Source organism: Nitrospiraceae bacterium (assembly GCA_035623075.1).
Lineage (GTDB): Bacteria > Nitrospirota > Nitrospiria > Nitrospirales > Nitrospiraceae > DASPUC01.
On sequence record DASPUC010000024.1, the window covers coordinates 109,546 to 133,219 of the forward strand.

The 23,674-nt window shown below is 57.5% G+C and carries 24 protein-coding genes; 8 read left to right on the forward strand and 16 right to left on the reverse strand.

Annotated elements, in window-relative coordinates; translation table 11 throughout:
* Window positions 1–26: 26 nt before the first annotated feature.
* Window positions 27–2,681 (reverse strand): DNA polymerase I, encoded by a 2,655-nt coding sequence (gene polA, locus VEI50_07150; protein ID HXX74889.1) that lies wholly within the window; start codon window positions 2,679–2,681, stop codon window positions 27–29.
* Between the two features lie 47 nt (window positions 2,682–2,728).
* Complete coding sequence (locus VEI50_07155) at window positions 2,729–3,190, reverse strand: PGPGW domain-containing protein (protein ID HXX74890.1); 462 nt, start codon at window positions 3,188–3,190, stop codon at window positions 2,729–2,731.
* Between the two features lie 17 nt (window positions 3,191–3,207).
* Here VEI50_07155 and VEI50_07160 point away from each other — a divergent pair, with 17 nt between their 5' ends.
* Both VEI50_07160 and VEI50_07165 read left to right on the forward strand, forming a co-directional pair.
* Window positions 3,208–3,624 (forward strand): hypothetical protein, encoded by a 417-nt coding sequence (locus VEI50_07160; protein HXX74891.1) that lies wholly within the window; start codon window positions 3,208–3,210, stop codon window positions 3,622–3,624.
* A gap of 3 nt (window positions 3,625–3,627) precedes the next feature.
* Window positions 3,628–4,047: a hypothetical protein gene (locus VEI50_07165; GenBank protein HXX74892.1), complete on the forward strand. Its 420-nt coding sequence runs from the start codon at window positions 3,628–3,630 to the stop codon at window positions 4,045–4,047.
* Window positions 4,048–4,125: 78 nt separating this feature from the next.
* On the opposite strand, the gene nth is transcribed toward VEI50_07165, so the two are convergent.
* The 5 genes from nth to VEI50_07190 all read right to left on the reverse strand — a co-directional run bounded on the left by nth (window position 4,126) and on the right by VEI50_07190 (window position 7,536).
* The gene (gene nth, locus VEI50_07170; protein HXX74893.1) at window positions 4,126–4,785 is read right to left on the reverse strand and encodes an endonuclease III; all 660 of its coding nucleotides are present in this window, start codon (window positions 4,783–4,785) and stop codon (window positions 4,126–4,128) included.
* Window positions 4,786–4,847: 62 nt separating this feature from the next.
* The gene (rpsU, locus tag VEI50_07175; protein ID HXX74894.1) at window positions 4,848–5,042 is read right to left on the reverse strand and encodes a 30S ribosomal protein S21; all 195 of its coding nucleotides are present in this window, start codon (window positions 5,040–5,042) and stop codon (window positions 4,848–4,850) included.
* Window positions 4,952–6,625 carry a glutamate formimidoyltransferase gene (gene ftcD / locus VEI50_07180; protein ID HXX74895.1) on the reverse strand — a complete coding sequence of 558 codons (1,674 nt, stop codon included), beginning with the start codon at window positions 6,623–6,625 and terminating at the stop codon, window positions 4,952–4,954. Before ftcD ends, rpsU begins: the two co-directional genes overlap by 91 nt.
* 91 nt (window positions 6,626–6,716) lie before the next feature.
* Window positions 6,717–6,959, reverse strand: a complete 243-nt coding sequence (locus tag VEI50_07185) for a sulfurtransferase TusA family protein (protein HXX74896.1) — start codon at window positions 6,957–6,959, stop codon at window positions 6,717–6,719.
* Window positions 6,960–7,005: 46 nt separating this feature from the next.
* Window positions 7,006–7,536: a DsrE/DsrF/DrsH-like family protein gene (locus VEI50_07190; GenBank protein HXX74897.1), complete on the reverse strand. Its 531-nt coding sequence runs from the start codon at window positions 7,534–7,536 to the stop codon at window positions 7,006–7,008.
* Window positions 7,537–7,875: 339 nt separating this feature from the next.
* Here VEI50_07190 and VEI50_07195 point away from each other — a divergent pair, with 339 nt between their 5' ends.
* Entirely contained in the window at window positions 7,876–8,964 is a 1,089-nt protein-coding gene (locus VEI50_07195; protein HXX74898.1) for an aromatic ring-hydroxylating dioxygenase subunit alpha, read from the forward strand.
* 32 nt (window positions 8,965–8,996) lie between these two features.
* Here the strand turns inward: VEI50_07195 and VEI50_07200 are convergent, their stop codons facing one another.
* The gene (locus VEI50_07200) at window positions 8,997–11,003 is read right to left on the reverse strand and encodes a cation:proton antiporter (protein HXX74899.1); all 2,007 of its coding nucleotides are present in this window, start codon (window positions 11,001–11,003) and stop codon (window positions 8,997–8,999) included.
* Window positions 11,004–11,195: 192 nt separating this feature from the next.
* On the opposite strand from VEI50_07200, the gene VEI50_07205 reads away from it, so the two are divergent.
* Both VEI50_07205 and VEI50_07210 read left to right on the forward strand, forming a co-directional pair.
* Complete coding sequence (locus tag VEI50_07205) at window positions 11,196–11,888, forward strand: HAD family phosphatase (protein ID HXX74900.1); 693 nt, start codon at window positions 11,196–11,198, stop codon at window positions 11,886–11,888.
* A gap of 173 nt (window positions 11,889–12,061) precedes the next feature.
* A complete protein-coding gene (locus VEI50_07210; GenBank protein ID HXX74901.1) occupies window positions 12,062–12,619 on the forward strand; it encodes a hypothetical protein in 558 nt (185 codons plus the stop codon).
* A gap of 57 nt (window positions 12,620–12,676) precedes the next feature.
* Here VEI50_07210 and VEI50_07215 read toward each other — a convergent pair whose 3' ends face one another.
* From VEI50_07215 to VEI50_07225, 3 genes are all read right to left on the reverse strand, one after another.
* A complete protein-coding gene (locus tag VEI50_07215; protein ID HXX74902.1) occupies window positions 12,677–13,693 on the reverse strand; it encodes an NAD-dependent epimerase in 1,017 nt (338 codons plus the stop codon).
* 42 nt (window positions 13,694–13,735) lie between these two features.
* Window positions 13,736–15,364: a hypothetical protein gene (locus VEI50_07220; protein ID HXX74903.1), complete on the reverse strand. Its 1,629-nt coding sequence runs from the start codon at window positions 15,362–15,364 to the stop codon at window positions 13,736–13,738.
* Window positions 15,365–15,437: 73 nt separating this feature from the next.
* A complete protein-coding gene (locus VEI50_07225; GenBank protein HXX74904.1) occupies window positions 15,438–15,881 on the reverse strand; it encodes a VOC family protein in 444 nt (147 codons plus the stop codon).
* A gap of 144 nt (window positions 15,882–16,025) precedes the next feature.
* Between VEI50_07225 and VEI50_07230 the strand changes: the two genes are divergently transcribed.
* A complete protein-coding gene (locus tag VEI50_07230; protein ID HXX74905.1) occupies window positions 16,026–16,862 on the forward strand; it encodes an SUMF1/EgtB/PvdO family nonheme iron enzyme in 837 nt (278 codons plus the stop codon).
* 46 nt (window positions 16,863–16,908) lie between these two features.
* Window positions 16,909–18,174 (forward strand): four helix bundle protein, encoded by a 1,266-nt coding sequence (locus VEI50_07235; protein ID HXX74906.1) that lies wholly within the window; start codon window positions 16,909–16,911, stop codon window positions 18,172–18,174.
* Between the two features lie 48 nt (window positions 18,175–18,222).
* Here the strand turns inward: VEI50_07235 and VEI50_07240 are convergent, their stop codons facing one another.
* The 5 genes from VEI50_07240 to VEI50_07260 form a co-directional block, all read right to left on the reverse strand.
* Window positions 18,223–19,119: a formylglycine-generating enzyme family protein gene (locus tag VEI50_07240; protein ID HXX74907.1), complete on the reverse strand. Its 897-nt coding sequence runs from the start codon at window positions 19,117–19,119 to the stop codon at window positions 18,223–18,225.
* An 18-nt stretch (window positions 19,120–19,137) separates the two neighbouring features.
* On the reverse strand, window positions 19,138–19,755 hold the full coding sequence (locus tag VEI50_07245; GenBank protein ID HXX74908.1) for a hypothetical protein: 618 nt from the start codon (window positions 19,753–19,755) through the stop codon (window positions 19,138–19,140).
* A gap of 24 nt (window positions 19,756–19,779) precedes the next feature.
* Complete coding sequence (locus tag VEI50_07250; protein ID HXX74909.1) at window positions 19,780–20,781, reverse strand: zinc-dependent alcohol dehydrogenase family protein; 1,002 nt, start codon at window positions 20,779–20,781, stop codon at window positions 19,780–19,782.
* A gap of 95 nt (window positions 20,782–20,876) precedes the next feature.
* A complete protein-coding gene (locus VEI50_07255; GenBank protein HXX74910.1) occupies window positions 20,877–21,491 on the reverse strand; it encodes a YceI family protein in 615 nt (204 codons plus the stop codon).
* Window positions 21,492–21,538: 47 nt separating this feature from the next.
* Entirely contained in the window at window positions 21,539–22,528 is a 990-nt protein-coding gene (locus VEI50_07260; protein HXX74911.1) for an energy transducer TonB, read from the reverse strand.
* A gap of 92 nt (window positions 22,529–22,620) precedes the next feature.
* Here VEI50_07260 and tdh point away from each other — a divergent pair, with 92 nt between their 5' ends.
* The gene (tdh, locus tag VEI50_07265; GenBank protein HXX74912.1) at window positions 22,621–23,655 is read left to right on the forward strand and encodes an L-threonine 3-dehydrogenase; all 1,035 of its coding nucleotides are present in this window, start codon (window positions 22,621–22,623) and stop codon (window positions 23,653–23,655) included.
* The last annotated feature ends 19 nt before the right edge of the window (window positions 23,656–23,674 follow it).

The window sequence follows — 23,674 nt, forward strand, 5'->3', positions numbered from 1 at the left end:
CCCCGATGGGACGAGGGAGGTTCAATTTATGGATGAGCCACTCTCCAATTTGTCCCGACGCCGAGATCGACCTTCAGCGGCACCGAGAGCCCCAGTTTTTTGCCTGTTGCCTCCATCTCATTCTTCACCAACTGCTTCGCTTCCTCCACTTCCTTCTCCGGCACTTCGAAAATCAATTCGTCATGGACCTGGAGAATCATCTTCGTGTGCGGCAGTTCGTGGTGCAATCGCTGATTCACGTTGATCATCGACACCTTGATCAAATCCGCTGCGGAGCCCTGGATCGGGCTGTTGACCGCCATCCGCTCGCCGAACCCGCGCTGCACCGGATCGCCGCTCTGTAATTCCGGAATCGGACGGCGGCGGCCGAGAATCGTCGTCGTGTAGCCCTTCGTCTTTCCCTCGGCGATGTTCCGATCCATGAGTGCGCGGACCGAGGCAAATCGTTCGAAGAACGTATCGATGTACTTCTTGGCTTCCGCCTGGGACACGCCGATGTTTTGCGAGAGTCCGAACGGGCTGATCCCGTAGACGATTCCGAAGACCACCGTTTTGGCCGCGCGCCGCATTTCTTTGGTAACCTGCCTCGACGGAACACTGAAGATCTCCATTGCGGTGGCCATGTGGATGTCTTCGCCTTTTTCGAAGACGTCAATCAGGCGCGGATCCTGCGACAGGTGCGCCAGGATGCGCGGCTCGATCTGACTGTAGTCCGCGCAGAGCAATGTATGGCCCTTCGGTGCGATGAAGGCCTCGCGGATGCGCAGGCCATAATCTCCCTTCACCGGGATGTTTTGCAGATTGGGCTCGGTCGACGAGAGCCGGCCGGTTGCCGCGACGGTTTGGTTGAGCGAAGTGTGCAGTCGCTTCGTTTCAGGGTTGACCAACTCAGGCAGCGCATCCACATAGGTAGACTTGAGCTTGCTGAGGCTCCGGTAATTCAGAATCTGCGCCGGCAGGTCGTGCTGGGTCGCCAGTTGTGTGAGCGTGTCTTCATCCGTCGAGTAGCCGGTCTTGGTTTTGCGCAGCGGCTTGAGCCCCAGCATCTCGAATAACACCGTTGCGAGTTGCTTGGGTGAGTTGATGTTGAACTCGCCTCCCGCCAACCCCGCGATCGACTCCATGATCCGGTCGAGTTCCCGCTCCAATTCCTTGCTGAGAGCGTGTAAGACTTCCACGTCGAGCAGGAACCCATTCCGCTCGATCTCAGCCAGGACCAGTATCAACGGCATCTCAACCTCGGTAAAGAGTTTTAGGCTGCCTTGCTCCGAGAGTCGCTCCGTCATGGCCGGGGCGAGCCTGGCCAGCACCGATGCAGCTTCCGCCGCCTGCTCACGCGAGCCACGATCTTCTTCGAAGAGGGATTGCGGCGTAGCTCGTTCCTGTTTCCCCGCGCTCAAGCGATGACCCAGTACTTCCATCGCGATTGTTTCGAGCTGATGGTCGCGACGATTGGGATTGAGCAGATAGTCCGCCACCATCGTATCCAGGTAGGGACCAGCGAGCGTCAGCCCGATCCGGTGAAAGGCCAGCAACGTCGCTTTGAGGTCATGCACCACCTTGGTTCTCGATGTCTCGTGGAGGAGCGCCGTAATGGGCCTCATCAATGTCTGGACGTCGAGCGGAACGAACGCAGTCTTTTCCCCTCCCGAAAGCGCGATGCCTTGCACGGTCGCCTGTGCGCCAGGTCCGCCGGAGCAGAGGCAGCACAGACCCAAGGCCCCGTCTTGCGGCAACCCCTGCACGAATTGTTTGGCGGACGGTTCATCCTGAATCAGTTCCGTCTTGAGGCCTTGTTGCTGAGCTGGTTCAGAGGCGGACTGAAACGACTTGAGGAGCGTCGTGAACTCCAACTCGCGCAGGAGGTCCGTGAGTTGCTCCGTATGCGGCGGTTTGACGTGGAGTGCCGCTGCATCGAATTCCACGGGGCTGTCGACATCGATCGTGGCGAGCCTGCGGCTGAGCCGCGCGTTGTCCGCCTGTTCCCTCAACATCGTTTTCGTCCGTGACGGCGTCACTTCGTCCACGCGGCGCAGGAGTTCGTCGATCGTGCCGAACTGCGCGATGAGTTTCATTGCCGTCTTTTCACCGATTCCCTTCACCCCGGGAATGTTGTCGGTGCTGTCGCCCATCAAGCCCATGACTTCCACCACCCGCGCCGGCTCGACGCCGAATCGCTCTTGGCATTCGGCTTCACTGACCCACTTGTCTTTTACGGGATCGTAGATACGAACGTGATTTGTGAGGAGCTGAAACATGTCTTTGTCGCCGGTCACGATGACGACGTCGTACCCGGCCTGCTCCGCCTTGCGTGCCAGCGTGCCGATGAGATCATCCGCTTCATACCCCGCTTGGCGAACCGCGGGAATATTCAACGCTTCGACCACACGGTGGATATAGGGGATTTGGGCGCTCATCCCCTCCGGCATAGGCGGCCGCTGGGCTTTGTACTCTTTGAATTCCTGGTGGCGGAGCGTCGGCCCTTTCTCATCAAACGCGACGACGAGACTGTCCGGTTGCCGTTCGCGAAGAATCTTGAGCAGCATCGTAGTGAACCCGTACACCGCGTTGGTCTGGAGGCCTTTGGAATTGTTCAGAGCCGGCAGGGCAAAAAAGGCACGGTAGATGTAGGCGCTCCCGTCGATCAGGTAGAGCGTCTTGGGTTTTGAGGAAGCGGACATAGATGCAGCCTACAGTGATGAGCTATCAGCAGTCAGCACCTGATTTCTCACGCCCCGACAGTTGTGCGATCATTCGAGGGATCCGGTGACATGATGAGCGGTGGCTTATTGAACTTGTTTCGCATCGCGTTGATCGCGCTCAAGACACTCGGTTGGCCGATTAATTTTGCCTCCAGCCGTTGTTTTCCAGGAAAATTCATGAGCGAAATGCCGATCAGCATGGTCAGGATGCCTTGGCCCGGCAGAAACAGCATGGCAAAACCCGCCAGGAAAAAGATGGCGCCGACGGCGTTTTTTACGACCAGCCCGATCATGCGCAGCACAGGATGGTGATCTTTCATCCAATGACGCGGCACGCGGGTATCAAAATAATCAGGAGGAAGACGGACGAGAATGAGAGGGATGGCAATAAGGGTGCCGATGAATCCGATCACGGACGCGACCGTCAGCCCGACCAATACCTTGACCGGAATGATCGCTTGCAGCTTCTCGATGAGACCGTCCATCATGGGGTCGGCATCCTAACATGCGACCTAGGGGCACTCAAGCGAACAGCCGTGTGACAGCACGGTTTACGGCCCATTTCTCGACGGGCTATAATTACCGAACGATGTTGCTCTCTTCGCCTGTCATTCGTCTTGCCAGCGCCGTCCTTTGGATGACGCTCCTCGCAACCTGCCCTGCACTCGCCGGTGAGCTTGAGATTGCGATCACCAAAAAGGGCCTGGGCAAGGAAGTCTTGATTACACAGGGCGCGAAGGAATGGTACATGCTTGTCGAGGTGACCCCGGAGAACACGGTTGTCGTCCGTCAGGAGAAAGAAGGAGAGACCTATCTGGTTGACGAAAGCGAAACACACGATCGCCAGCTCACTTCTGGAGAAGTCGATCAGGCCATCAATGACTATGTGAATAGCGTGAAGACCCGCGCGCAGAAGAAATAGCCGATGCCGTCACTCCCCAAGTTCGTGCTCTTCGCCCACAACGCGACCTATGACAAGCTGCACCAAGTCGCCACACTCGGCTTGACAGCGGCTGCAATGGGCAAAGACGTCATCGTCGTGCTGCTGTTCTGGACGATCAAGAAGTTTGCGGAAGGCAAGGTCGATGTGATCGATTTTCCGCCCGAGTACGCAGTATCGGCGGACGAAGTCGCGCGGCTGTTGAAAGAGAAAAAGGTCCCGACAATTTCCGAGATGTTTCGGGACGCGAAACACGTGGGAAAGTTTCGCTTGATCGCCTGCAGCGCCGGTTTGGAATATATGGGGGTTGACAGCAAGGCGGTCGAAAAGAACGTCGACGAAGTGATGGGCCTGCCCGCCATTATTTCCCTCACGGCAGACGCTGAGACGAAACTGTTCATCTGATTCGCGGCCAGAGGCTAGAGGCGAGAGGTAAGATAGCTTCTCCAATGCACTCCTAGCCACTCGCCTCTAGCCTCTTGCCTATCTCGATTTCATCACCCCGACTCGATCGCAATATTCGACGAGCTTGCACTGGCTGCAGAAGGGCGAGACAGGCTGGCAGAGGTTCTGTCCGTATGGCACCAGCAGATCGTTGAACGTGATCCAATATTGCTTTGGAAGTTTCTTGCGCAACGCCTGTTCGGTCTCCTCCGGTGTCTTCGTCTTCACATATCCCCACCGATTACAGATCCGATGGACGTGAATATCCACGCAGATACCGGGTTTGCCGTAGCCGACGGTCACCACCAGATTGGCCGTTTTCCGACCGACTCCCGAGAGTGTGACTAACTCGTCGATGGAGTCGGGCACGACTCCGCCGTACACATCCAGGAGACGACGGCAAATTTGGCGAATCGACTTGGCCTTCGTTCGATAAAATCCGACTGGAAAGATCGCGCGTTCGATCCGGCGGAGAGGCACGTTGACTAGCGTCGTTGGTGTGTCAGCCAATGTGAAGAGCCGGCCGCTGGCCTCACTGGTCGTCTTGTCTTTGGTCCGCAGACTCAGGAGGCAGGAGATAAGAATGCGAAAGGGATCGCGATTCGACTCGCGGGCGACGACACCGACGACTGGTTCCTGCCATCGCCGGATCTCACGACTCACGATCCGCAGCGCGGCATGGATGTCTTTTTGACGCATGGACCTGAACGGAGAGCGAACGGATGAGCGGAGATGAATCGAACGAGCCTGCTAGGCGGGGATCACTCGGGTTTACGCTTGGACAACCACTTCTGACGACGCCGTTGCGCTTCCCGCTGCTTGGCCTTTTTCCTGACGCTCGGCTTCTCGTAGTAACGCCGTCGCTTCAGTTCGCGGAAGAGCCCTTCCCCCGCGAGCTTTTTCTTCGCAACTTTGAGCGCTTTTTCGACGTTGTTATTGAAGACCTTAATTTCCATGCTTGTCGTCTATGTGCTTTCTCAGGCGATGCCTGTCTAGATTTTCCCGGACTGACCGACCGACCCGGGAGCGGAGTGTAACATAGCCTCTTGAGTTCCTCAAGGCGGCGTGTCACCCGCGTCACGCGAGTCTGGAGTGAGGATTTAAGGCGCTGATTTGTCTGAGCTTTCAAGTTTTCCGTCACTGTGTGGAGTCCCGCTTGAGTCGCGGCAATCGCCATGATAATCCCGACCATGATATCGGACTGAACATTCTGCTTTGCGTGCTTTCGGCAGGCATGGAGCAAGACCCCGGCTTCGGTCGTCAACTCCGCATTCTCCAGCGGAATCTCCGTCGCCATGTGCAGCCCAGTGGACATGGCGGTCTGGCGGGTCGGGTCCTGCGCCGGCAGCTTCATCGCCCGCATGAATTGTCGATAGGCTTCGCCGTCCGCCTGGACGAGATGCAGTAAGCGTTGGCTGATCGCGAGCAACCGGTGCTCGGCTCCAGACTGTTGGCTCAGCTTGGCGCCCATGACGCCGAGGGACGCAGCCAATGCGCCGACTGCGGCTGCCACGCTGCCTCCGGCCGGAACCGGCGTCGCGGCAGCCACCGATTGGGCAAACGAAGCAATCGATCGAGTCGAACCGTCGAGTTCGGCGGACACCGGTGATTCCGTCTGCCCTAAGCCCTTGCCCGACAGGACGAGAGCCAATCGAGTCTCCAGCACTTGGCTCGGATCAAACCATTCGATCCGGAGCGACTGACTGGCGGTTTGGACCATCGCCGCTTGGGGGACCAGGCCGACGATCTCGCTGCCGACCACCTCCACACCTCGCTGTTCCGCCTGGGCGCTGACTGCCTCAAAGGCGGTTAGCATGGATGTGATGGTGTGATCGGTGAGATTCATGGCCACTTGCACCATCTTCTTGCTCGCGAGCGGGACGCCGATGGCTTTTAGGTGAGACACGCCGCCGTTCGATTGCCGGATCGTCGACGCGATCGACTTCGCCACGTCGAGATCGGTCGTCCGGAGGTTCACGTTGAAGGCAATGAGCGGAGGGCGGGCTCCGATCACAACAGCACCTGCCGTCGGGTGCAGATGCGACGGGCCACAATCCGGCGCCCAGTCTGGGTCGGACTGCATCCGAAAGGCCAAGCCATCGAGCCCGCCACGCCGAACCGACTCCAACGATGCATGATCGCGATGCGTCGCAGCCTGCTCATAGAAAAATACCGGGATGTCGAGTTCGCTGCCCACCCGCTGCCCTACTTGCTTGGCCAGCACCACGCATTCCTGCATGGTCGTTCCCTGAATCGGCACGAACGGCACGACGTCGGTGGCTCCGATTCGCGGATGCACACCCTGATGCTTCCGCAGATCGATGAGGTCGGCTGCGACGCGAATCGCGCGAAACACCGCTTCGGCCACGGCGTCGGGTGCGCCGGCAAATGTCAGCACGGCTCGATGATGGTCGTGATCTTTGGTATGGTCCAACAGCCAGACTCCCGGAACCGACGTCACGGCATTCATGAGGGCATGGACGGTCGTGAGATTCCGACCCTCACTAAAATTCGGAACACATTCCACGATTCGATCCACATTTCCCTCGTTCTAAACGACAAAGCCGGAGGTTGGCCTATTACCCCTCCGGCTTCCTCAGTCTCTATCTACTCCGCGCTGTTCGCGGTCGTTATTTCGTCTTTTTGACAAACGCCTTGTAGATCGGCCCGGACTTGGCCTGCTCTTCTTCGAGTCCGACCATTTGATGACCGGTGGTGTCGCACCAGGCCGGCATGTCTTTCTTAATGCCTTCATCGTCAGATACGACTTCGAGCACCTGCCCCACGGCGAGCTCTTTGATTTTTTTCGAGGTCATGATAATCGGCATGGGACAGAAATATCCGAGCGTGTCGAGCTTCACATCGGCTTGCATTATGAATAAATCCTTTAGCTGAACGCTGACAGCTGACAGCCGTCAGCTATATAAACAGATTGACGCTGCCTTGTTTCGCTTCGGCCAAATAGGTTGTCACACCGGCGAACTGATCAATCCCCTCGATCAACGTGTCCTTGGTGATTCCCATCAGGCCCATCGTCGTCGTACAGGCGATAAAACGTACGCCGAGATCCAGCGCGGTCTGCATGAGTTCCGGCACACCGGGCATGCGATTCTGCTTCATGACCTTTTGCATCATTCTGGTTCCGAGGCCCCCAAAATGAAACCGCGAGAGTGGCAGGCTCTCGGCACCGCCTTTATTGAGCAGGCCGAACATCCTGCGGAGCCAGTCCTTCGCCGCACTCGTCGCTCCTTTTCGGCGGATGGTGTTTAGACCCCAAAACGTGAAGAACATCGTGACCTGCATTCCCATCGCTGCAGCGCCGGTCGCGATGATAAAGGCTGCCATCGCACGATCCAAATCCCCGCTAAGCAGCACGATTGTGACTCGTTCCGGTTTGGAGGCCTGGAGATCGGTCAATGCGGCTGCGGGATCCAGTTGTGTGGTCGTCATCGTAGCCTCGCTTTGCTCAGTTGCGTGTCAATTCGTGCATTTCGAGACTTTTTGACTATAGTCTCCACATCTTTTTCTTGTCAAGAAAGGGGGGGCGGGAGCAGCCCGATTATCCTTCTTGCTCGCAGAACGCGCACGATAAGACAGTGCTCGTTCGATGCGCGCAGTCAAGTCTAGTCGGGCTGCTCCCTTCTAAAGAGGCATTGGGGGGAAACCAAACAGGTTTTGCCAAGAGGAGAATGAGGCTCGCTTGACGTTCAAAAACCTAGTCGTTATATTCACGAGCAAGCTGCTTCTGCAGTCTAGGCTGGTCCTTTCGCGCACGTCCTTCCCCTGTCAATGAGCACCGACCTCATTACCGAAATCAAACCCTCCAAGAATGCGCCGCTGCTTGGATTCTGGTACCCCGGCTGTTTGAGTTCAGACCTCCGCGCCGGAGCTCTGAAGGGTATCGTGCTGTTAGGCCTTCCAATCGTGGTGTGTCGGACCTCCCAAGGCGAGGTTGCGGCCCTGCGCGACATCTGCCCGCACCGCGGCATGCCACTTTCGTTTGGAAGGATGGAGGGGGACTGCGTTGAATGTGCGTATCACGGCTGGCAATTCGACAAGACCGGTCGATGCCGCAGCATTCCAGCGCTGGTCGAGGATTCACCGATTCAGCCCGAAAAGATCGGGATCATCAGCTATCCTTGCCGTGAACGTGACGGCTATGTGTGGGTCTTCATTCCTGACGGTCAGCAGCCCAACCAGATCGTTCCGGATGTCCCGCCGCTCCCGCTGCCGTCTTCCCCCTACAGGAAAATTCACATTTCGACGATCCTGGACTGCACGATTGACGACGGCATCGTCGGCTTGATGGATCCGGCCCACGGCCCTTTCGTCCATCAAAGTTCGTGGTGGCGTACGAAGGCGAGTATCCACGAAAAGGCCAAGACCTTCGAACCGCTGCCCCGCGGCTTTCGCATGGTGCCGCATGAGCCCTCGAAGAACAGCGGCCCATACAAACTCCTGAACTTCTTCTATGGCGGTCCCTTAACGACGACCATCGACTTCGTTCTGCCCAATCAGCGATTCGAATTCGTCCAGTGCGGCTCGCTCTTTGTCTCCACGCGCGCGACCGTGACGCCGATCACCGAACAGCAATGCCGCATCGATTTTACCGCGGCCTGGAATTGTTTTGGCTGGATGCCATTTTCCAAGTCACTGTTCCGCTACTTCGCCAACATCTTCATGACGCAGGATCGAGAGGCGATGGAACGCCAAGCGGTGGGCTTGCGATATAAGCCGGCCTTAATGTTGATCGATGATGCAGACACGCCGGCGAAGTGGTATTACAAACTCAAGGCCGCCCATCTGGCCACAATCCAAACAGGCCAGCCCTTCGATCATCCCCTCAAGGAACGAGTCACGCTGCGCTGGAAAAGCTGACGCGCGGGGTTCGGCGGGTGTTTTGAACCGACTTATTCGTCTCCGGTCTCTATCAACAGACCCATTGCCCGCCTGATTTGGGCCCTCGATCCCAGCAAGACCAGGATATCACCGGCCATCAGCCGGGTTTTCTCCGACGGGTTCGATTGGGTGACGCCGCTCCGCGTCCAAGCAATGACCGACACGCCGGTCCGAGGGCGAATCGACAACTCAGCCAAGGTCTTTCCCTGCGCCGGTGAATCGTCATCGATCCGGCAGGTCTCGACTTCCGCGTCAGTTAATGTCCCGCCGCGCAAATGATGCGCGAGTTCCGGCATTTCGCTGCGGCGGAGCAAGGCGTAACCCTCTCGGCGAACCTGCTCAGCCTTTCGCATGACGAAGTCCTGCGGCAGGTTATACGTGCGGAGCACCAAAGCGAAAATTTCGATCGACGTCTCGAATTCCTCCGGTACGACGTCGTCCGCGCCCAGCTGATGTAACTCTTCCAGCTCGCGTAGATAGCGGGTCCGGACAACGATGTGCAGTTTAGGGTTCAGACCTTTCGCAATCTGCACCGCCCGTCTGGTGATAAAGGGGTCGGAAATCGCCACGACCAGCACTTTCGCATCGTCGATCTTGGCGTGCCGCAAGACATTCGCGTTGGTCGCGTCCCCGTAATAAATCGGGACCCCGTGACGGGCTTCGCGACGGACCGTATCGCCGTCGAGATCCAGCGCTACAAAGGGAATTTCCGTCTCGCTCAAGACCCGGGCAAGGTTCCGCCCGTTTAACCCATACCCGGCGATAATGACGTGATCTTTGATACGAATCTGTTTCCCTTCACTTTGCAAGATGTGGGCGGTCGTCCGGCTCGGCAGCCAATGTCGCAGTCGTTGGACCGCCTCAATGCGACGAGCAATGTCCGGCGACCACTGCATGAGGAAGGGTGTGATGATCATCGACAGGACGGACACCGCCAGGAAGACCTGATAGGGATCGCCCCGCAGGAGCCCGCTCTCCTGCCCTTGCTGCGCCAGCAAGAAACTAAATTCCCCAACTTGGGCCAGGGCAATCCCTGCCATGAACGCGGAACGAGGCGGAGCCTCCACAATTAAGGCCGCACCGGCCCCCGTGACGAACTTCACTAGGAGGATGGCAGGAAGGAGGCCGGCGACCACGAAGGGATGCTCGACCAACACACGCCAGTCCATGAGGATGCCGATCGATACGAAGAACAGACTGTTGAAGCTGTCGCGAAACGGCAACACTTCAGCCATGGCCTGATGACTGTACTCCGACTCTGAAATGACGAGTCCGGCAATAAACGCTCCGAGCGCCAGAGAGAGACCACCCAATGACGTCAGCCAGGCGATACCCAAGCAGAGCACGATGATCGTCAATAGGAACAGTTCACGGCTCCGACTGCGGACGATATGCTCCAGCAGTCTCGGCACTACATACCACGCCGCTCCGACGACGAGACCGACGAGGAGGACGGAGATACCCAGCGTGACAAGGATCGAGAGATTTGCGCCTTCCCCCTGGCTGGCTAGAATCGGGGTCAGAAGCATCATGGGAACCACCGCGAGGTCTTGGAAAATGAGGATCCCGATGGTAACTCGGCCATGAATCGAGTCACTGTCACCTCGATCAGCGAGGGCCTTCAAGACAATGGCGGTACTGCTCAATGAGAGTAAAAATCCCCAGAAGATCCCCTGGCGCCACGAAAGACCGGCTAAGGTCGCCCCGAGCCAAGCTACGGCCAACACCCCGCCGACCTGAATCGGTGCCGCAAGAAATAGGAGTCGCCGCAACGAGGCCAGTTGGACGAGTGAAAACTCGATGCCGATAGTGAAGAGCAACAACACCACGCCGATTTCCGCCAGGACTTGCACGGTGCCGATATCGGCGATGAGGTGCAGCCCATTTGGTCCGATCAAGGCACCGGCGACGAGAAATCCTGCGATCGACGGGAGACGAAATTGGTGGAAGAGAAATACGACTGCGATCGACACCGTAAAGATGACGAGCAAGTTGCTGAGGACACCGTAATCAGTCATGCTGATCTCAGTACGGACTAAGAAGTGAAGGGTGGGGCGAGAAAATTCTGTGATCGCCTAACGTTTCACGCCTCACGTTTCATCGGTTCAGGGCGGAGAATACCCCAGCGGAAGGAATCGAACAAGGCAAAGCTGCTTGTCCGGCCCTCAACCGTTGGGTAGAGTCAGGTTCAGGAGGTGGCCGGGGCGAGTATGATTCGAGCGATCATTTTCGATTTCAATGGCGTCATTGCCGACGACGAGACGCCACACCTCATCTGCTTCCAACAAGCATTGGAGGAGCATGGGCTTTCGATCTCGAAGGAGGAGTATTACGGAGCTTATCTGGGGATGGACGAGCGCACCTGCGCGGCCGCCCTGCTTGCTGCAAGGGATGGTCACTGCGAGCGACAATTGCTTCAGACCATAATCGACCGAAAGGCGGAATTATTTAGGGAGTACACGGTCTCGCACCGACCACCGCTGTTTCCCGGAGTGATTGAATTCGTGAGACAAGCCGGAACGAGGTATCGACTGGCTATTGCCTCGGGCGGTCGTCGGGAACAGATTACGGACGCCCTGCGAGACACGCCGATCGAAGGGGACTTCGCGGTCATTGTCTCCGCGGATGATTGCGCGGTTGGCAAGCCGGACCCGGCAATCTATTCCTACACGCTCAAACTGCTCAATGCGAAAGAACCCCGCCCCCCTCTCGTCACGGCAGCAGAGTGTCTCGTCGTGGAGGATTCGATGGCCGGGATCCGGTCGGCGAAGGCAGCCGGCATGGGGGTCCTTGCGATCGCGACCACCTATCCCCTTGAAAAGCTGAGCGAAGCTGACCTCGTCCTTCCGGCTCTCAACGGAGCTGCACTTGGTCAGGTTATGGATCGCTTCTCGTCAAAGTAGCCACGGGAGCCATTTCACAGCAATCACCCCACAGAGCTATCCCCCCCGAAAGAAGAATGGAAGTATTTCTGCTTGGTGGCATAGCTTGTCACCACCATTAGTTAGTAGGATAGATGAAAAGCGGCGCGACGATGAAACGATTACCCATCCTCCAATATCGCGTGAGGTGTTTTATGTGGCCAACCCACCGAATTCTGCCGTTCATCATTATTGCGCTCCTGGTTTCTGCAGCACCAGCGCTCGCCGATACGACTGTGAAGGTCGACCCGACCAGAATGTGGGAATGTCCTCAAGCTGACGGGACCTCTCTCTATACCAACAAAGAACTGAATGGCTGCAAGCTGATGACCCTGAAGGAGCTGTCAGTTGTGCCGTCGCTCGAGCACATGCCGACCTACGTTTCTCCCTATCCTCCTGCGGCCCCGGTATATGAAGGAATTCCCATGGCAGCTGGCGGTGGCACCCAAGTGCCGGATTGGGCAAAGGACTGGCGAGCAAGCACCGCCTCGACCGGGTCGGTGTATACCAAAGTCTGTTCGATGTACGGAGAGTGGCTTGAGTTGAACGAAAAGACTCGAGGCGGGTTCTTCTTCGGATCGGATCCGTCATACGGAGGAGATCTGTCGCAGAGAAATCAGCGGGGTGCGAGTTACTCGTTCTATGACAACACTCGCTATCGTGCTTTAGCAGCGATCTTCGGAGCAGGATTCGTACCGATCGGCTGTCAGTAATCGGCGGTCAGAACATACGAGAAGGGGCGCCGGGCTTGCCAACAGGTTCGGCGCCTCTTACTTTTTGTAGAACTCGCGATACCACTTCACAAATCGCCCAATCCCTTCCTCTATCGGCGTCGCCGGTGCAAATCCCACGTCTCGCATAAGATCATCGACATCGGCATAGGTGGCGGGAACGTCACCGGGTTGGAGAGGCATTAACTTCTTTTCCGCCTTCTTTCCCAATGCCTGTTCCAGCACCTCGATAAAGCGCAAGAGTTCGACCGACTGGTGATTCCCGATGTTGTAAATCCGTGCTGGCGCAGAACTGGTTCCCGGATCTGGTCGGTCCCCCGACCATGTTGGGTCGGGCATCGCTGGATGATCGAGCGTCCGAATGACACCTTCGACGATGTCGTCGATGTAGGTAAAGTCGCGTCGCATCTTTCCGTGATTGAAGACCTCGATCGGCTTGCCGTCCAGGATCGCTTTCGTAAAGAGGAACAGCGCCATATCGGGCCTGCCCCAGGGACCATAGACGGTAAAAAACCGCAAACCGGTGCAGGGAATTCGATACAAATGGGCATAGCAGTGGGCCATCAATTCATTCGCTTTCTTACTCGCTGCGTAGAGTGACACCGGGTGGTCCACATTGTCGTGAATCGAGAACGGCATGTGCGTGTTTCCGCCATAGACGGAGCTTGAAGAGGCATAGACGAGATGCTCTACCTTCGCATGCCGACACCCTTCTAAAATGTTCATGAACCCTTCGATATTGCTGTCTGTGTAGGCGTGCGGGTTAACCAGCGAGTACCGGACGCCGGCCTGTGCTGCGAGATGGACCACGCGCTTGATCGGGTGCTTCGCAAAAAGCCTCCGCATCCCAGACCGGTTGGCCAAATCGAGTTTCGTGAACAAGAAGGACCGAAACGGTTTGAGCTGCGCCAGCCGTGCCTTCTTCAATCGAACGTCGTAATAGTTGTTGACGTTATCCAGCCCGATGACCCGATCGCCTTGTTCCAACAACCGCTTCGCCACATGAAACCCGATAAAGCCGGCGACGCCGGTTACGAGGATAGGGGCCTGTGCCATAGGTCGTCTTGTCATGGCTCGTCCGTACGATGATTTCGACGGTTATGTGCGGGCGCCCGATTTTAGAAAGGGAGGGTCGCCGTGGTCAAGCCGATAGAGTGTCATTGGGGCCAAGGTCTCACCGGTGGGAAGGTAATCGACATGTCCATCGGTCGTGACTCGATAAATATCGAGGGCCTGAGCGTAATGATAGCCGCATCCCTGTCTGCTCAAAAGATCTTTCAGCTTTTCCGGGTGTTCCCAATGCGCCGTCAGCAGCGCCGTCCTGGCTGGATTGCGCACACTGAACATGAACGAGAGATGGTCGGGATACCACTCGGCTCCGCCGGTGGCATACGACACGAAGAGCTTGGCCTGAGCGGCAGCACAAAGGTCAGCGAGGTAGGCGTTGGTGAGATAGCCGTTTTCTCCGACATCCAGCCATTTCCCCGGATGCGAGAGCGCCGCGTGGGCTGCATGGCTCCGCACTTCCAGCAATTGCTGTTGCGACGCCAGCACGAGCGGGATTGGTCCATGCTTCTGGACCAGCTGCTGGACGATGCCGTCTTTTAGCGGCGATCTCCCACTATTTGTCGGTCCGCTGTCCGCATGGACGAGGACGTTGTGGCCTCGATCACTAATCAAATAACAATTGCGAGGCATCTCGAGGTCGCAGGGATCCTCGCCGTAGAACGGCACCGCGTGGACAGCCCCGCCGTCGAACGACCACTGTTCGCCATGCGCCAGCTCGATGATGCGGCCAAACCCGAGCTCGCGCAAGAGAGAGAGGTAGTCATAGAACAGTGTGCGTCGGTTCCGGCGACTCGGCACGATGATCGGTGTGTCTTTTGAGAAATGCAGCAATGTGCGCGGATCGACGTGGTCGTCATGATCATGGGTTAAAAAGATGGCCGCCGGTCTGGGAATCAGCAGACCCCAGAGCGACGGGACCGAAGACTCAGCAAACCACGGAAGCAGCCAGGGATCGAAGAGCAACACATTGTCGCGCTGGCGATAGAGAACCGCGGCATGTCCGAGATGCACCGTATCGCGATCCTGAACGGTCTTCAACCAATGAGCCTTGACCGAGGAGCGACTCGAGCTCACCAAACACTCGTACTGGTGCAGGGATTCGATCAATCTGGTCAGTACGCGCTCCGCATCACGCCCTGAGGTAGTAACCACGGTTTTGATTTCCTCGGTCAGATGCGTACCGTCCAAGAATCCCAAGACCTTGCCGACTATCGGACCCAATGGACGTTGGTCGAACCCGATTGGAATTGCCTGACGCTTGACCGAATGAAAAATCCGAAGTCCCCCGTTGCTGACCATGGCGGATTTCGTCGGATCAGTTGGAAATTCCCAATGGAATGTCCCCTCCGCTTTCCGCCCGCATCGAATATGCTGTTTGAGATATGGTCGTCCGTTAACGAGTTCGGCATAGGCATCTTCCAGCCGTCGATGCCGATCCGGATCATCCAACGGAGCACGTTTGGAAAACACATCACTAATCGCCGTATCGATCGAGCTTGCCAGGAGACTGTGCGCTTCGTGGAGACTCGCCACGACTTCCGGGGCCACACCGGCAACGAAGGGAAACGGGCCAGGCGGCTCAGCGCTCTCCAGCTGCACCCAGCACCACGGCGCCAGCGCGAGGTATTGATGGCGCGGCAGACTGTCCCAGATCTTCATGATCGTGACCCGTGATACGTGACACGGGACGCGGGACACGGAAACGTTGGTTTTTCTTCCAACTGGTCACCCGTCACGAGTTACCCGCCACTTCCCATGTGAGCTTGCTGATCGCTGGTTCGTACAAGGCTTGGATGACGTTGCCGTCGGGATCGCAAAAATAGAACGAGTAGCTTCCGTCACGATGCTGTTTCGGTGGTTGAGCAATGCTGCCGCCAAGGCGACCAATCGCCGGCTCAACGGCCCGATACATCTGATCCACTGCTTGCGGGCTCTCCAGAATCACGCCGACGTGATCGAGCAACTGCGGTTTCAGCGGCTGGTAGTCGGCAAGTTCGTGCTTCGCAATCTGGTGGAGGGCAAGATTGTCGGTCCCGGAACTGAAATACACGTTGTCGGCATCCGGTTCCCAGACCACCTTCATTCCAAGCAACTGTTCGTAGAATGCGCGTGAACGGGCCAGGTTCGTCACGCGGAGCGCGAGGTGACGAAGACCACGATGGAGCTGGGTTTCCATACACTCCTCTGCAGTGACCGTATAGTAGGTGGCTCTTCGGACTCCCGTCAATTCGAATTTCCATGCAAGGAGCCGGCTGTGGTCCTTGTTGGAGCTATGTTAGGATGGGAGTCGATCCGATCGTGTGGAAAGGAGCCGTCGACCATGCGCCGCTTGTTCGCTGTCATGCCGCTCATCTTCACGTTTGGTTTATCACCTCAGCTCCAGGCTGCAGAATCTCCTTCCCATTCAGACCCTAAGACCATAACGGGGAACGATGGAGCACCCATGGTGCTCATTCCAGCGGGACCCTTCCCCATGGGCGTTCCACCCGGCGATCGAGACGGAGGCCGCGACGAATATCCCCGCCACGAGGTGCGGCTGGATGACTATTACATCGACAAATTCGAGGTGACGAACGGACGCTACTTGGAGTTCGTGAAGGCCACGAATCACCGCGTGCCGCAGAATCCCAGGAACCCGACCCGCAATCTCTGGGAAGGAGTCGCTATACGGGACTCCCTCGTGGACCGTCCTGTCGTCAACGTGGATTGGGCCGACTCCGACGCCTATTGTCGATGGACCGGCAAGCGTTTGCCGACCGAAGCCGAGTGGGAAAAAGCGGCCAAAGGCAATCACGATTGGCGCTTCCCCTGGGGAAACGTCGAACCCACGAACAAACATCTCAATTACAATCAGCAGTGGATCGGTGAGAAGACGTTGATGCCGGTGGGAAGCTACGAAGCAGGCAAGAGCCCCTATGGCGTCTATGATATGGCGGGCAACGTCTGGGAGTGGGTCACCGATTGGTATGATGCCAACTATTATGAAAAGAGCCCAGCTAAGAATCCCAAAGGCCCGGAAACCGGCACAAAGCGAGTGCTTCGCGGATCGGGATGGCAAAACGAAACCCCGACCGTCCGCATCTTCACGCGGGTTGACAGTGACCCTGCCATTCGGAACGAATCGACCGGATTTCGCTGCGCCAAGGATGCGAAATAGTCGTTTCCAGTAAGCCCGTTTCTGACCGGTATGGTACAACCGGTTCATGACCGATTCCGAACAGACGGAACAGCTCAGGACCAAGGCGAAACACTTCGCGATCGGCGTCCTCAAGCTCTTTGGCGGTCTGCCGAAAACCCCCGAAACTCATGCGATCGAAGCTCCGCTCGTGAAGGCCGCTACGACGTTAGCGGCTAACTGCCGGGCCCTTGCGCGGGCTTGGTCTGAAGACGACTTCCTCACCAAACGCGGTGTTGCGGCGGGAGATGCGGACGACTGCGTGTTTTGGCTCGAATTGCTGAGCGCCGCCGCAACCGACCATGAGCAGCCAGTTCATACACTGCTCGAAGACGTCGCGGAGATCGTCGCGCTCCTCTCGATTTGCGGCGAAGCGGACCCGCCTGCCTCGCCAGTCGCACCGGCCGATCCCCCCTCTGTCCCGGTTCAAAGCGACCCTCCACCGCCGCCTCTCCCCACCGATTTCCATGGCCTACGCGTGCTGTCGTTCGAGAGCCGCATGGCCACCGAGATGACGAAGCTGATCGAACGGCAGGGAGGAGTCGCGGTCGTGGTCCCCGCATTACGAGAGATTCCGATTCCCCTGCAGGACAACGGGGCTGTGTTCCGCTTTGGTGTGAGACTCATGCTTGGGCAAGTGGATATTCTGATTCTGCTGACCGGCACCGGTACCAAAGCCCTCTTCGAGGTGTTGCAAACCCGATATCCGATGGCGGAGATCGCAGCCGCCTTAAAGAAGGTCCTCGTCGTCACACGAGGGCCCAAGCCCCAAGCAGTGCTCAAATTACTGGGCCTCGAACCGAACATCACCGTGCCGGATCCCAATACCTGGGTAGAGGTTGTGTCGACGCTCGACGAGTACCGCCCCGTCAAGGGGTTCCGCGTCGCAGTTCAGGAATATGGTATGTCCAACCCGGATCTCTTGGAGGCTTTGAAGCAGCGAGGTGCGGAGGTCTTTCCCGTCCCAATCTATCGCTGGGCTCTTCCAGAAGAGGTGGGGCTGCTGAGGCATGTGATTAGCGAGCTGGTCGATGGGAAGATTGATGTGATGCTGATCACGAATGCTGCTCAGCTCGACCATGTGATGCAATTAGTCGAGCAGGAAGGGAAAACGGAGCTTTTCAAAGTGGCGTGCAAGAAGGTGGTGGTCGCCTCTATTGGCCCAACCGCCAGTGAACGTCTCCGTCACTACGATCTCCCCATCGACTTCGAGCCCTCCCGCTCAAAGATGGGCGTGCTCGTGAAGGAGGTCAGTCAGAAGGTCCATGCATTCCTGCAAATAAAACGCCCCTAATACCAAGCCTCTCTTCTCTCTTTCCTTAGCCTTGTGTGCCCGACGTTTCTATTCTATGACATCCCGTGCACAGCGGAATCCCAGCCAGTTCATTTTTGTGCTGGGATCAGTCCCGTTCCGCTGAGCAGGCCGCACAGAGGGTGTACTGTCAATCCATCCGCCGCCACGAAAGGCCTTCTGGGTTCCCTTCTCAAGCCCCTTGGGATTCCGGTTCGGTGCCGTCTTGTAATAGTCCGGGTCGTACCAGTCGGCCGTCCATTCTGCGACATTGCCGGCCATCTGAAAGACCCCGTACGGGCTGACGGCGTTTTCGTACTTGTCGACAGAGATGATCGGTGGATACAGCAGCAGCCGCTCCGGTCGGTCACGCACCGGCCCGGACAATCCCGTGCGGCCGAAGTTGGCGCGGCTCAATCCCGCCGGCTGGTTCCCCCAAGGATAGATGCGTCCATCCTCACCTCGCGCTGCCTTCTCCCATTCCGCCGAGGTGGGTAGGCGCTTGCCGGCCCATCGACAGTACGCATCGGCGTCGAACCAGGAGACGTGCATGACCGGATGGTTGGCCATGGTTTCCTGAAAGTTCCCACCGTCGTATTGCCAATCGATCAGCGGCGGGAGGTCCTTCGCCAGGACAAACTTCAGGAATTGCACGGTGGTTACTTCGTATTTGTCGATCTCATATGCATCCAAGTACACCTTTCGCTGCGGCAACTCCGGCTGGTAGGCGTTGCGATCGACTTTTTTATCGCTCCCCATGATGAACGAGCCCGCCAGGATGCGGACCATTTCGTCATGGGCCGGTAATTTGATGCGCTCAGCCGCAAGCTTCTTCCCTTCAGGCGTCCATTCCCTGGTCACGTCAGCGACATCCAACGCCGATACCAAGCCATTGATGCTCACCAACGCTGTGATGATCATACTGCCCGCAATTCCTGCCCTTCGCACAGCCTCCCTCCTTGTCTGCTACATCCCTTGTTCTTTCGGTTGCACACTTGGCTCTTTTTTAAAGTCCTCCAGCGGTTGGAAATTCACCGGCAATTGAAAGAGGTAGTCCGAGACCGACCGTAGCTTCACATGCTGGTATTCCACAATCCAACTGCCGTCCTTTTTTGCCAATTTCATCGGAAAATGAATGTCAGTGGCCAACCACTGGTAATAGACCTCGGTTCGTTCGCCCCGTTTCGTCGTCACTTCATAGAGGGTCGTCGGATGACCTTCGCGCGTTTCCGTTCCGATCTCTTCCCTCGACACCTCCCCATCCAGCTTCTCGGTCACCATAAGGTCCTGGTCGGCATCGTAGGGCACGGTCTTGAAATGTTTCATCCGTGACAGCAGCAGCCATACCACCTGTTTGTCCTTTCGCACGATGCTGACGTTGACGGGGCCCATCGAATGGTGCTCGATTCGCCACATATTGTCGCGATAATAGATGACGGCTTTTCTGGTACGGCCGTCGCTCTTCGTGATGCGATCGGCCGTGAATTCCAGGGCCTCGGCGGACAAGCCGACCACGAGCAGGCTGGAGACAACCATGAGAGCGAGGCCAAACTTTCGCATGACGGTGCATCGTAACATAGCCATCTTCGAACTTTCCTCTGTGGGGATTTACGAAACGGTCAATACGCCGGCTCCACTGTAGCGACCGGCCTTTAAATCCTGAAGGGCACGGTTGGCCTCGTCGAGACGGAACGAAACAGTGCGGGGTTTGATCGGGATCGCTGCAGCTTCGCGGAGTAGATCGAGTCCATCTTGCCTCGTATTCGCCGTGACACTGCGAATCACGCGCTCGCCAAAGACCTCGCGATCGTAGTCAAGTGACGGAATCGGCGACATATGAATGCCCGCGAGCGCCAGGGTCCCACCTCGTTCGAGCGCGCGCAGGGCGATCGGAACGAGTTCGCCGGCCGGAGCGAAAATAATCGACCCGTGCAGCGGTTCCGGGGGCCGATCGTTGACACCGCCGACCCATCTCGCACCCAATTCGCTCGCCAGCTGTTGATGCTCAGGCTTGAGAGAACTGACATAGACGTCACAACCCCAATGGTGCGCAATCTGAATCGCGATGTGCGCGGAGGCACCGAAGCCGTATAGGCCGAGCCGCTGGCCTGGCTTAATCCCGCTCATTCGCAGGGCCCGGTATCCGATAATGCCAGCGCAGAGCAGCGGGGCAGCTTCCTCATCGGAAAACACCGACGGAATTGGATACGCAAACTTGGCAGGAACGATCGCATACTCAGCATATCCTCCGTCGACTTGGTAACCGGTGAACCTTGCCTGGTCGCACAGGTTTTCCCGTCCACTACGACAAAATTCGCACCGACCGCATGTTCCCTGAAGCCAAGCAATGCCGACACGGTCCCCGACCGTGACTCCGTCGACCTCAGCTCCCTTCTCACTGACGATTCCCACGGCCTGGTGGCCTGGGATCAACGGCCGCTTTACATCCGGCAATTCTCCTTCGACCACGTGGATATCGGTCCGACAGACGCCGCAGACACGGATTCTGACCAACGCCTGGCCCGAAGCAGGAACCGGTAGAGGTACCTCGCGCGGCTGGAGCGGATTGGTGGAAACTTCTCCCTGCTTCGTAAGGACCATCGCCTTCATAGGCTCTTCTTATCCTGGCTGGTCTGGTCGGCCCCGAGGTGGATCCTGAGCGCTTCCCCGCCTGATTGCCTCCGCCCCATATCATCAGATGCTGGCTACGGTGTTTTTGCTTTGATGCATTCGATATCGAGCCGGATCTGGACCTCGTCACCGACGACGAGTCCCCCGCTATCGAGCGTTTTGTTCCAAACCATGCCGAAGTCTTTGCGATTGAGCTTCCCCTCGGCATTAAAGCCGGCTCTGGTATTGCCCCACGGGTCTTTCGTCGTTCCATTGAAATTGCCGGTCAACGTGATTTCCTTGGTCACGCCCTGCAGGGTGAGGTCTCCGATCGCGGTATAGCCTTCGCCGGTTTTCTTATAGCTCTTCATCCTGTAGCCCATCGTCGGGTACTTCTCCACGTCGAAGAAATCGGGATTTCGCAGGTGGGCATCCCGCTTTTCATGGACGGTGTTTACTGAGGCGGTTTTGATCGTCGCCTCGATCGCTTTTACAATCCCAGCTTCCGTATCCATGTCGATAAAGCCGGTATAGTCCATGAATCGGCCGGTGGTCTTGGAGACGACCATATGTGAGACGCGAAATTCGATCGTTGAATGATCAGGATCGACATTCCAGCGAGCCAACTCAGCCGGCGCCGGGGTAGCAGTCCAGATCAGTGTCTGGCACAGCACCGCCAGAACCCCTGCACACCGATATGCTCTCAACATTGCAGTCATCTCCTCCTGAAGAGACCTGAGAATTGATGGACGCCTGGTTACTTCTTGGGTGGGCTCTCAGGAGCATCCGGTTTGGCGGTAGGACTTGTGACCGACTGTACGTCGCGCTTCTTCGGCCGGAGGCCGGTGCGCATCCGAACATGCACGTCCACGGCATCCTCTCCCAACTCCGGCGGAAACGGAGGGAACGGTTGTGCGCTCACGACCGTGTGGATCCCTGCTTCGTCGATTTCGCGCGCGCCCGACCCCTTTTCGATCTCGACCAATTGTGCCCGACCGTTCGGGTAGAGCTTGAACCGAACTTTGACCGTTTCTCCGCCCGGCGTGTGCCGAATCCCCCGTACGTGACGGCTCCAGCTCCGACTGACCAGATAGCTGATTTGCTTCCAATAGGCTGTGCCCTCACCCGGAGAAGGAAAGGGCATCAGGTCCTCCTCAGCCATTTTCCCTATCGACACCGGTTCGACGTCCGGTTGAACTTCATCGATGGCCACATCCTCGTTGCGAGATTCGTCCGGCCGAGCCGGCGGCGGATCGGATGAATCGCCAGCCGGCTCTTGTGGATCCAAAGTCACATACACAATTCGCCGCATGATCCGTTCGGGCTTGTCTTGCCGGGATCGGGCAAAGGTGACCTGAATCCGTGCCACTTTGTGCGGCACCGACGTTCGGCTCGGGGGGATCGGCTCAAGAGTCACGGTGCCTTTTAGGACCATCGGCACCGTATCCGGCTCGAGCGTGATCGTCTGCGATTGAAAGTGGACGGATTCACAGATGGCCACGATGGGGGTGGACCCCTGCGCCACACCCCCGAGAGTCACCGTCAGCGTGATGGGTTTTCCGGAAAGAATGTCGGCGGCGGACTCTTCCTGGTCCAGATCGAATTGGACCCACCGTTTCGAGGGCGAAGAGAGAGGCGCTGACGAGGGAGCAGCGGGAAACGCGATCGGTTCAAAGGCCCACAGACAAACCGCGAACCCCAGCATCCCGATCCAACATTCGAGACATCGGAACCCTGGAGCCTTCATACTGTGCATCCTACCCAGCCCGTTAGCTTTCGCGCAACCCGTTTTTCTCGGATAAAGGTGCGCGATTGAGCGGTATAAGATAGAATGAAGCCATGCGTGCCCTCGTAAAGACCAGTGCCCAGCCTGGATTAACCTTGACGACGTGGCCCGACCCGACGCCTGCAACCGTCGATGTGGTGATTCGCGTGAAGGCCACCTCCCTCTGCGGAACCGATGCGCACATCTACAAGTGGGACGAATGGGCTCAAAGCCGCGTCCACCCTCCTCGGATTATCGGCCATGAGCTGTGCGGTGAGGTCGTCGAGACGGGATCGGAGGTGACGCTGGTGAAGAAAGGCGATTATGTCGCCGCGGAATCGCACCTCACGTGCGGAACGTGTTTTCAATGTCGCACCGGTCAGGCCCACGTTTGTAAAAGCTACCGCATCCTGGGAATCGACCGAGACGGCTCCTTTGCCGAATATGTCAGCTTGCCCCAGAACGTTCTCTGGAAAACCCCCCACGATATTCCACTGGAACACGCTTGCGTTCAGGAGCCATTGGGCAATGCCGTTGACGCAGCATTGGCGGAAGGGGTCGCAGGTCGAACTCTGCTCATCACGGGCTGCGGACCGACCGGACTGTTCGCTGCCGCCGTCGCGCGCACATCCGGTGCGGCCACGATCATCGCCTCGGACGTGAGTGAGTACCGTTTGGACCTGGCGAGGCAAGTGGGCGTCGATCATGTGCTCAACGCCAAGACCGAAACGGCGGAATCCCTCGCCGAGACCGTTCGGACGATCACCGCCGGTGAAGGCGTCGACGCCGCACTGGAAATGTCGGGCGACCCGACCGCCTTGCATCATGTCTTTCGGGCAGTCAAAAACGGAGGGCGAGTCACGCTATTTGGCATTCCTACCGGATCAGTTTGCTTCGACCTGCCGAATGAAATCATTTTCAAAGGAATCCGCGTGTACGGCGTCACGGGCCGGCGCCTTTTTAGCACCTGGTATCGATTGGCCGGGCTCTTCAAGGCCGGTCTGAACATCAAACCCATCATCACGCACACCTTGCCCATGACCGATTTCGCCAAAGGCTTCGACTTGATCAAATCGGGCCAGTGCGGCAAGGTAGTTTTATTTCCTTGAGACCGGCTAGAGGCCAAAG

What these genes read in the sequence shown, in the direction of transcription:
- polA (HXX74889.1), bottom strand. Translation starts at nt 2,681, where the DNA reads ATGTCCGCTTCCTCAAAACCCAAGACGCTCTACCTGATCGACGGGAGC.
- VEI50_07155 (HXX74890.1), bottom strand. Translation starts at nt 3,190, where the DNA reads ATGATGGACGGTCTCATCGAGAAGCTGCAAGCGATCATTCCGGTCAAG.
- VEI50_07160 (HXX74891.1), top strand. Translation starts at nt 3,208, where the DNA reads ATGCGACCTAGGGGCACTCAAGCGAACAGCCGTGTGACAGCACGGTTT.
- VEI50_07165 (HXX74892.1), top strand. Translation starts at nt 3,628, where the DNA reads ATGCCGTCACTCCCCAAGTTCGTGCTCTTCGCCCACAACGCGACCTAT.
- nth (HXX74893.1), bottom strand. Translation starts at nt 4,785, where the DNA reads ATGCGTCAAAAAGACATCCATGCCGCGCTGCGGATCGTGAGTCGTGAG.
- rpsU (HXX74894.1), bottom strand. Translation starts at nt 5,042, where the DNA reads ATGGAAATTAAGGTCTTCAATAACAACGTCGAAAAAGCGCTCAAAGTT.
- VEI50_07185 (HXX74896.1), bottom strand. Translation starts at nt 6,959, where the DNA reads ATGCAAGCCGATGTGAAGCTCGACACGCTCGGATATTTCTGTCCCATG.
- VEI50_07190 (HXX74897.1), bottom strand. Translation starts at nt 7,536, where the DNA reads ATGACGACCACACAACTGGATCCCGCAGCCGCATTGACCGATCTCCAG.
- VEI50_07195 (HXX74898.1), top strand. Translation starts at nt 7,876, where the DNA reads ATGAGCACCGACCTCATTACCGAAATCAAACCCTCCAAGAATGCGCCG.
- VEI50_07200 (HXX74899.1), bottom strand. Translation starts at nt 11,003, where the DNA reads ATGACTGATTACGGTGTCCTCAGCAACTTGCTCGTCATCTTTACGGTG.
- VEI50_07205 (HXX74900.1), top strand. Translation starts at nt 11,196, where the DNA reads ATGATTCGAGCGATCATTTTCGATTTCAATGGCGTCATTGCCGACGAC.
- VEI50_07210 (HXX74901.1), top strand. Translation starts at nt 12,062, where the DNA reads ATGTGGCCAACCCACCGAATTCTGCCGTTCATCATTATTGCGCTCCTG.
- VEI50_07215 (HXX74902.1), bottom strand. Translation starts at nt 13,693, where the DNA reads ATGGCACAGGCCCCTATCCTCGTAACCGGCGTCGCCGGCTTTATCGGG.
- VEI50_07220 (HXX74903.1), bottom strand. Translation starts at nt 15,364, where the DNA reads ATGAAGATCTGGGACAGTCTGCCGCGCCATCAATACCTCGCGCTGGCG.
- VEI50_07225 (HXX74904.1), bottom strand. Translation starts at nt 15,881, where the DNA reads ATGGAAACCCAGCTCCATCGTGGTCTTCGTCACCTCGCGCTCCGCGTG.
- VEI50_07230 (HXX74905.1), top strand. Translation starts at nt 16,026, where the DNA reads ATGCGCCGCTTGTTCGCTGTCATGCCGCTCATCTTCACGTTTGGTTTA.
- VEI50_07235 (HXX74906.1), top strand. Translation starts at nt 16,909, where the DNA reads ATGACCGATTCCGAACAGACGGAACAGCTCAGGACCAAGGCGAAACAC.
- VEI50_07245 (HXX74908.1), bottom strand. Translation starts at nt 19,755, where the DNA reads ATGGCTATGTTACGATGCACCGTCATGCGAAAGTTTGGCCTCGCTCTC.
- VEI50_07250 (HXX74909.1), bottom strand. Translation starts at nt 20,781, where the DNA reads ATGAAGGCGATGGTCCTTACGAAGCAGGGAGAAGTTTCCACCAATCCG.
- VEI50_07255 (HXX74910.1), bottom strand. Translation starts at nt 21,491, where the DNA reads ATGTTGAGAGCATATCGGTGTGCAGGGGTTCTGGCGGTGCTGTGCCAG.
- VEI50_07260 (HXX74911.1), bottom strand. Translation starts at nt 22,528, where the DNA reads ATGAAGGCTCCAGGGTTCCGATGTCTCGAATGTTGGATCGGGATGCTG.
- tdh (HXX74912.1), top strand. Translation starts at nt 22,621, where the DNA reads ATGCGTGCCCTCGTAAAGACCAGTGCCCAGCCTGGATTAACCTTGACG.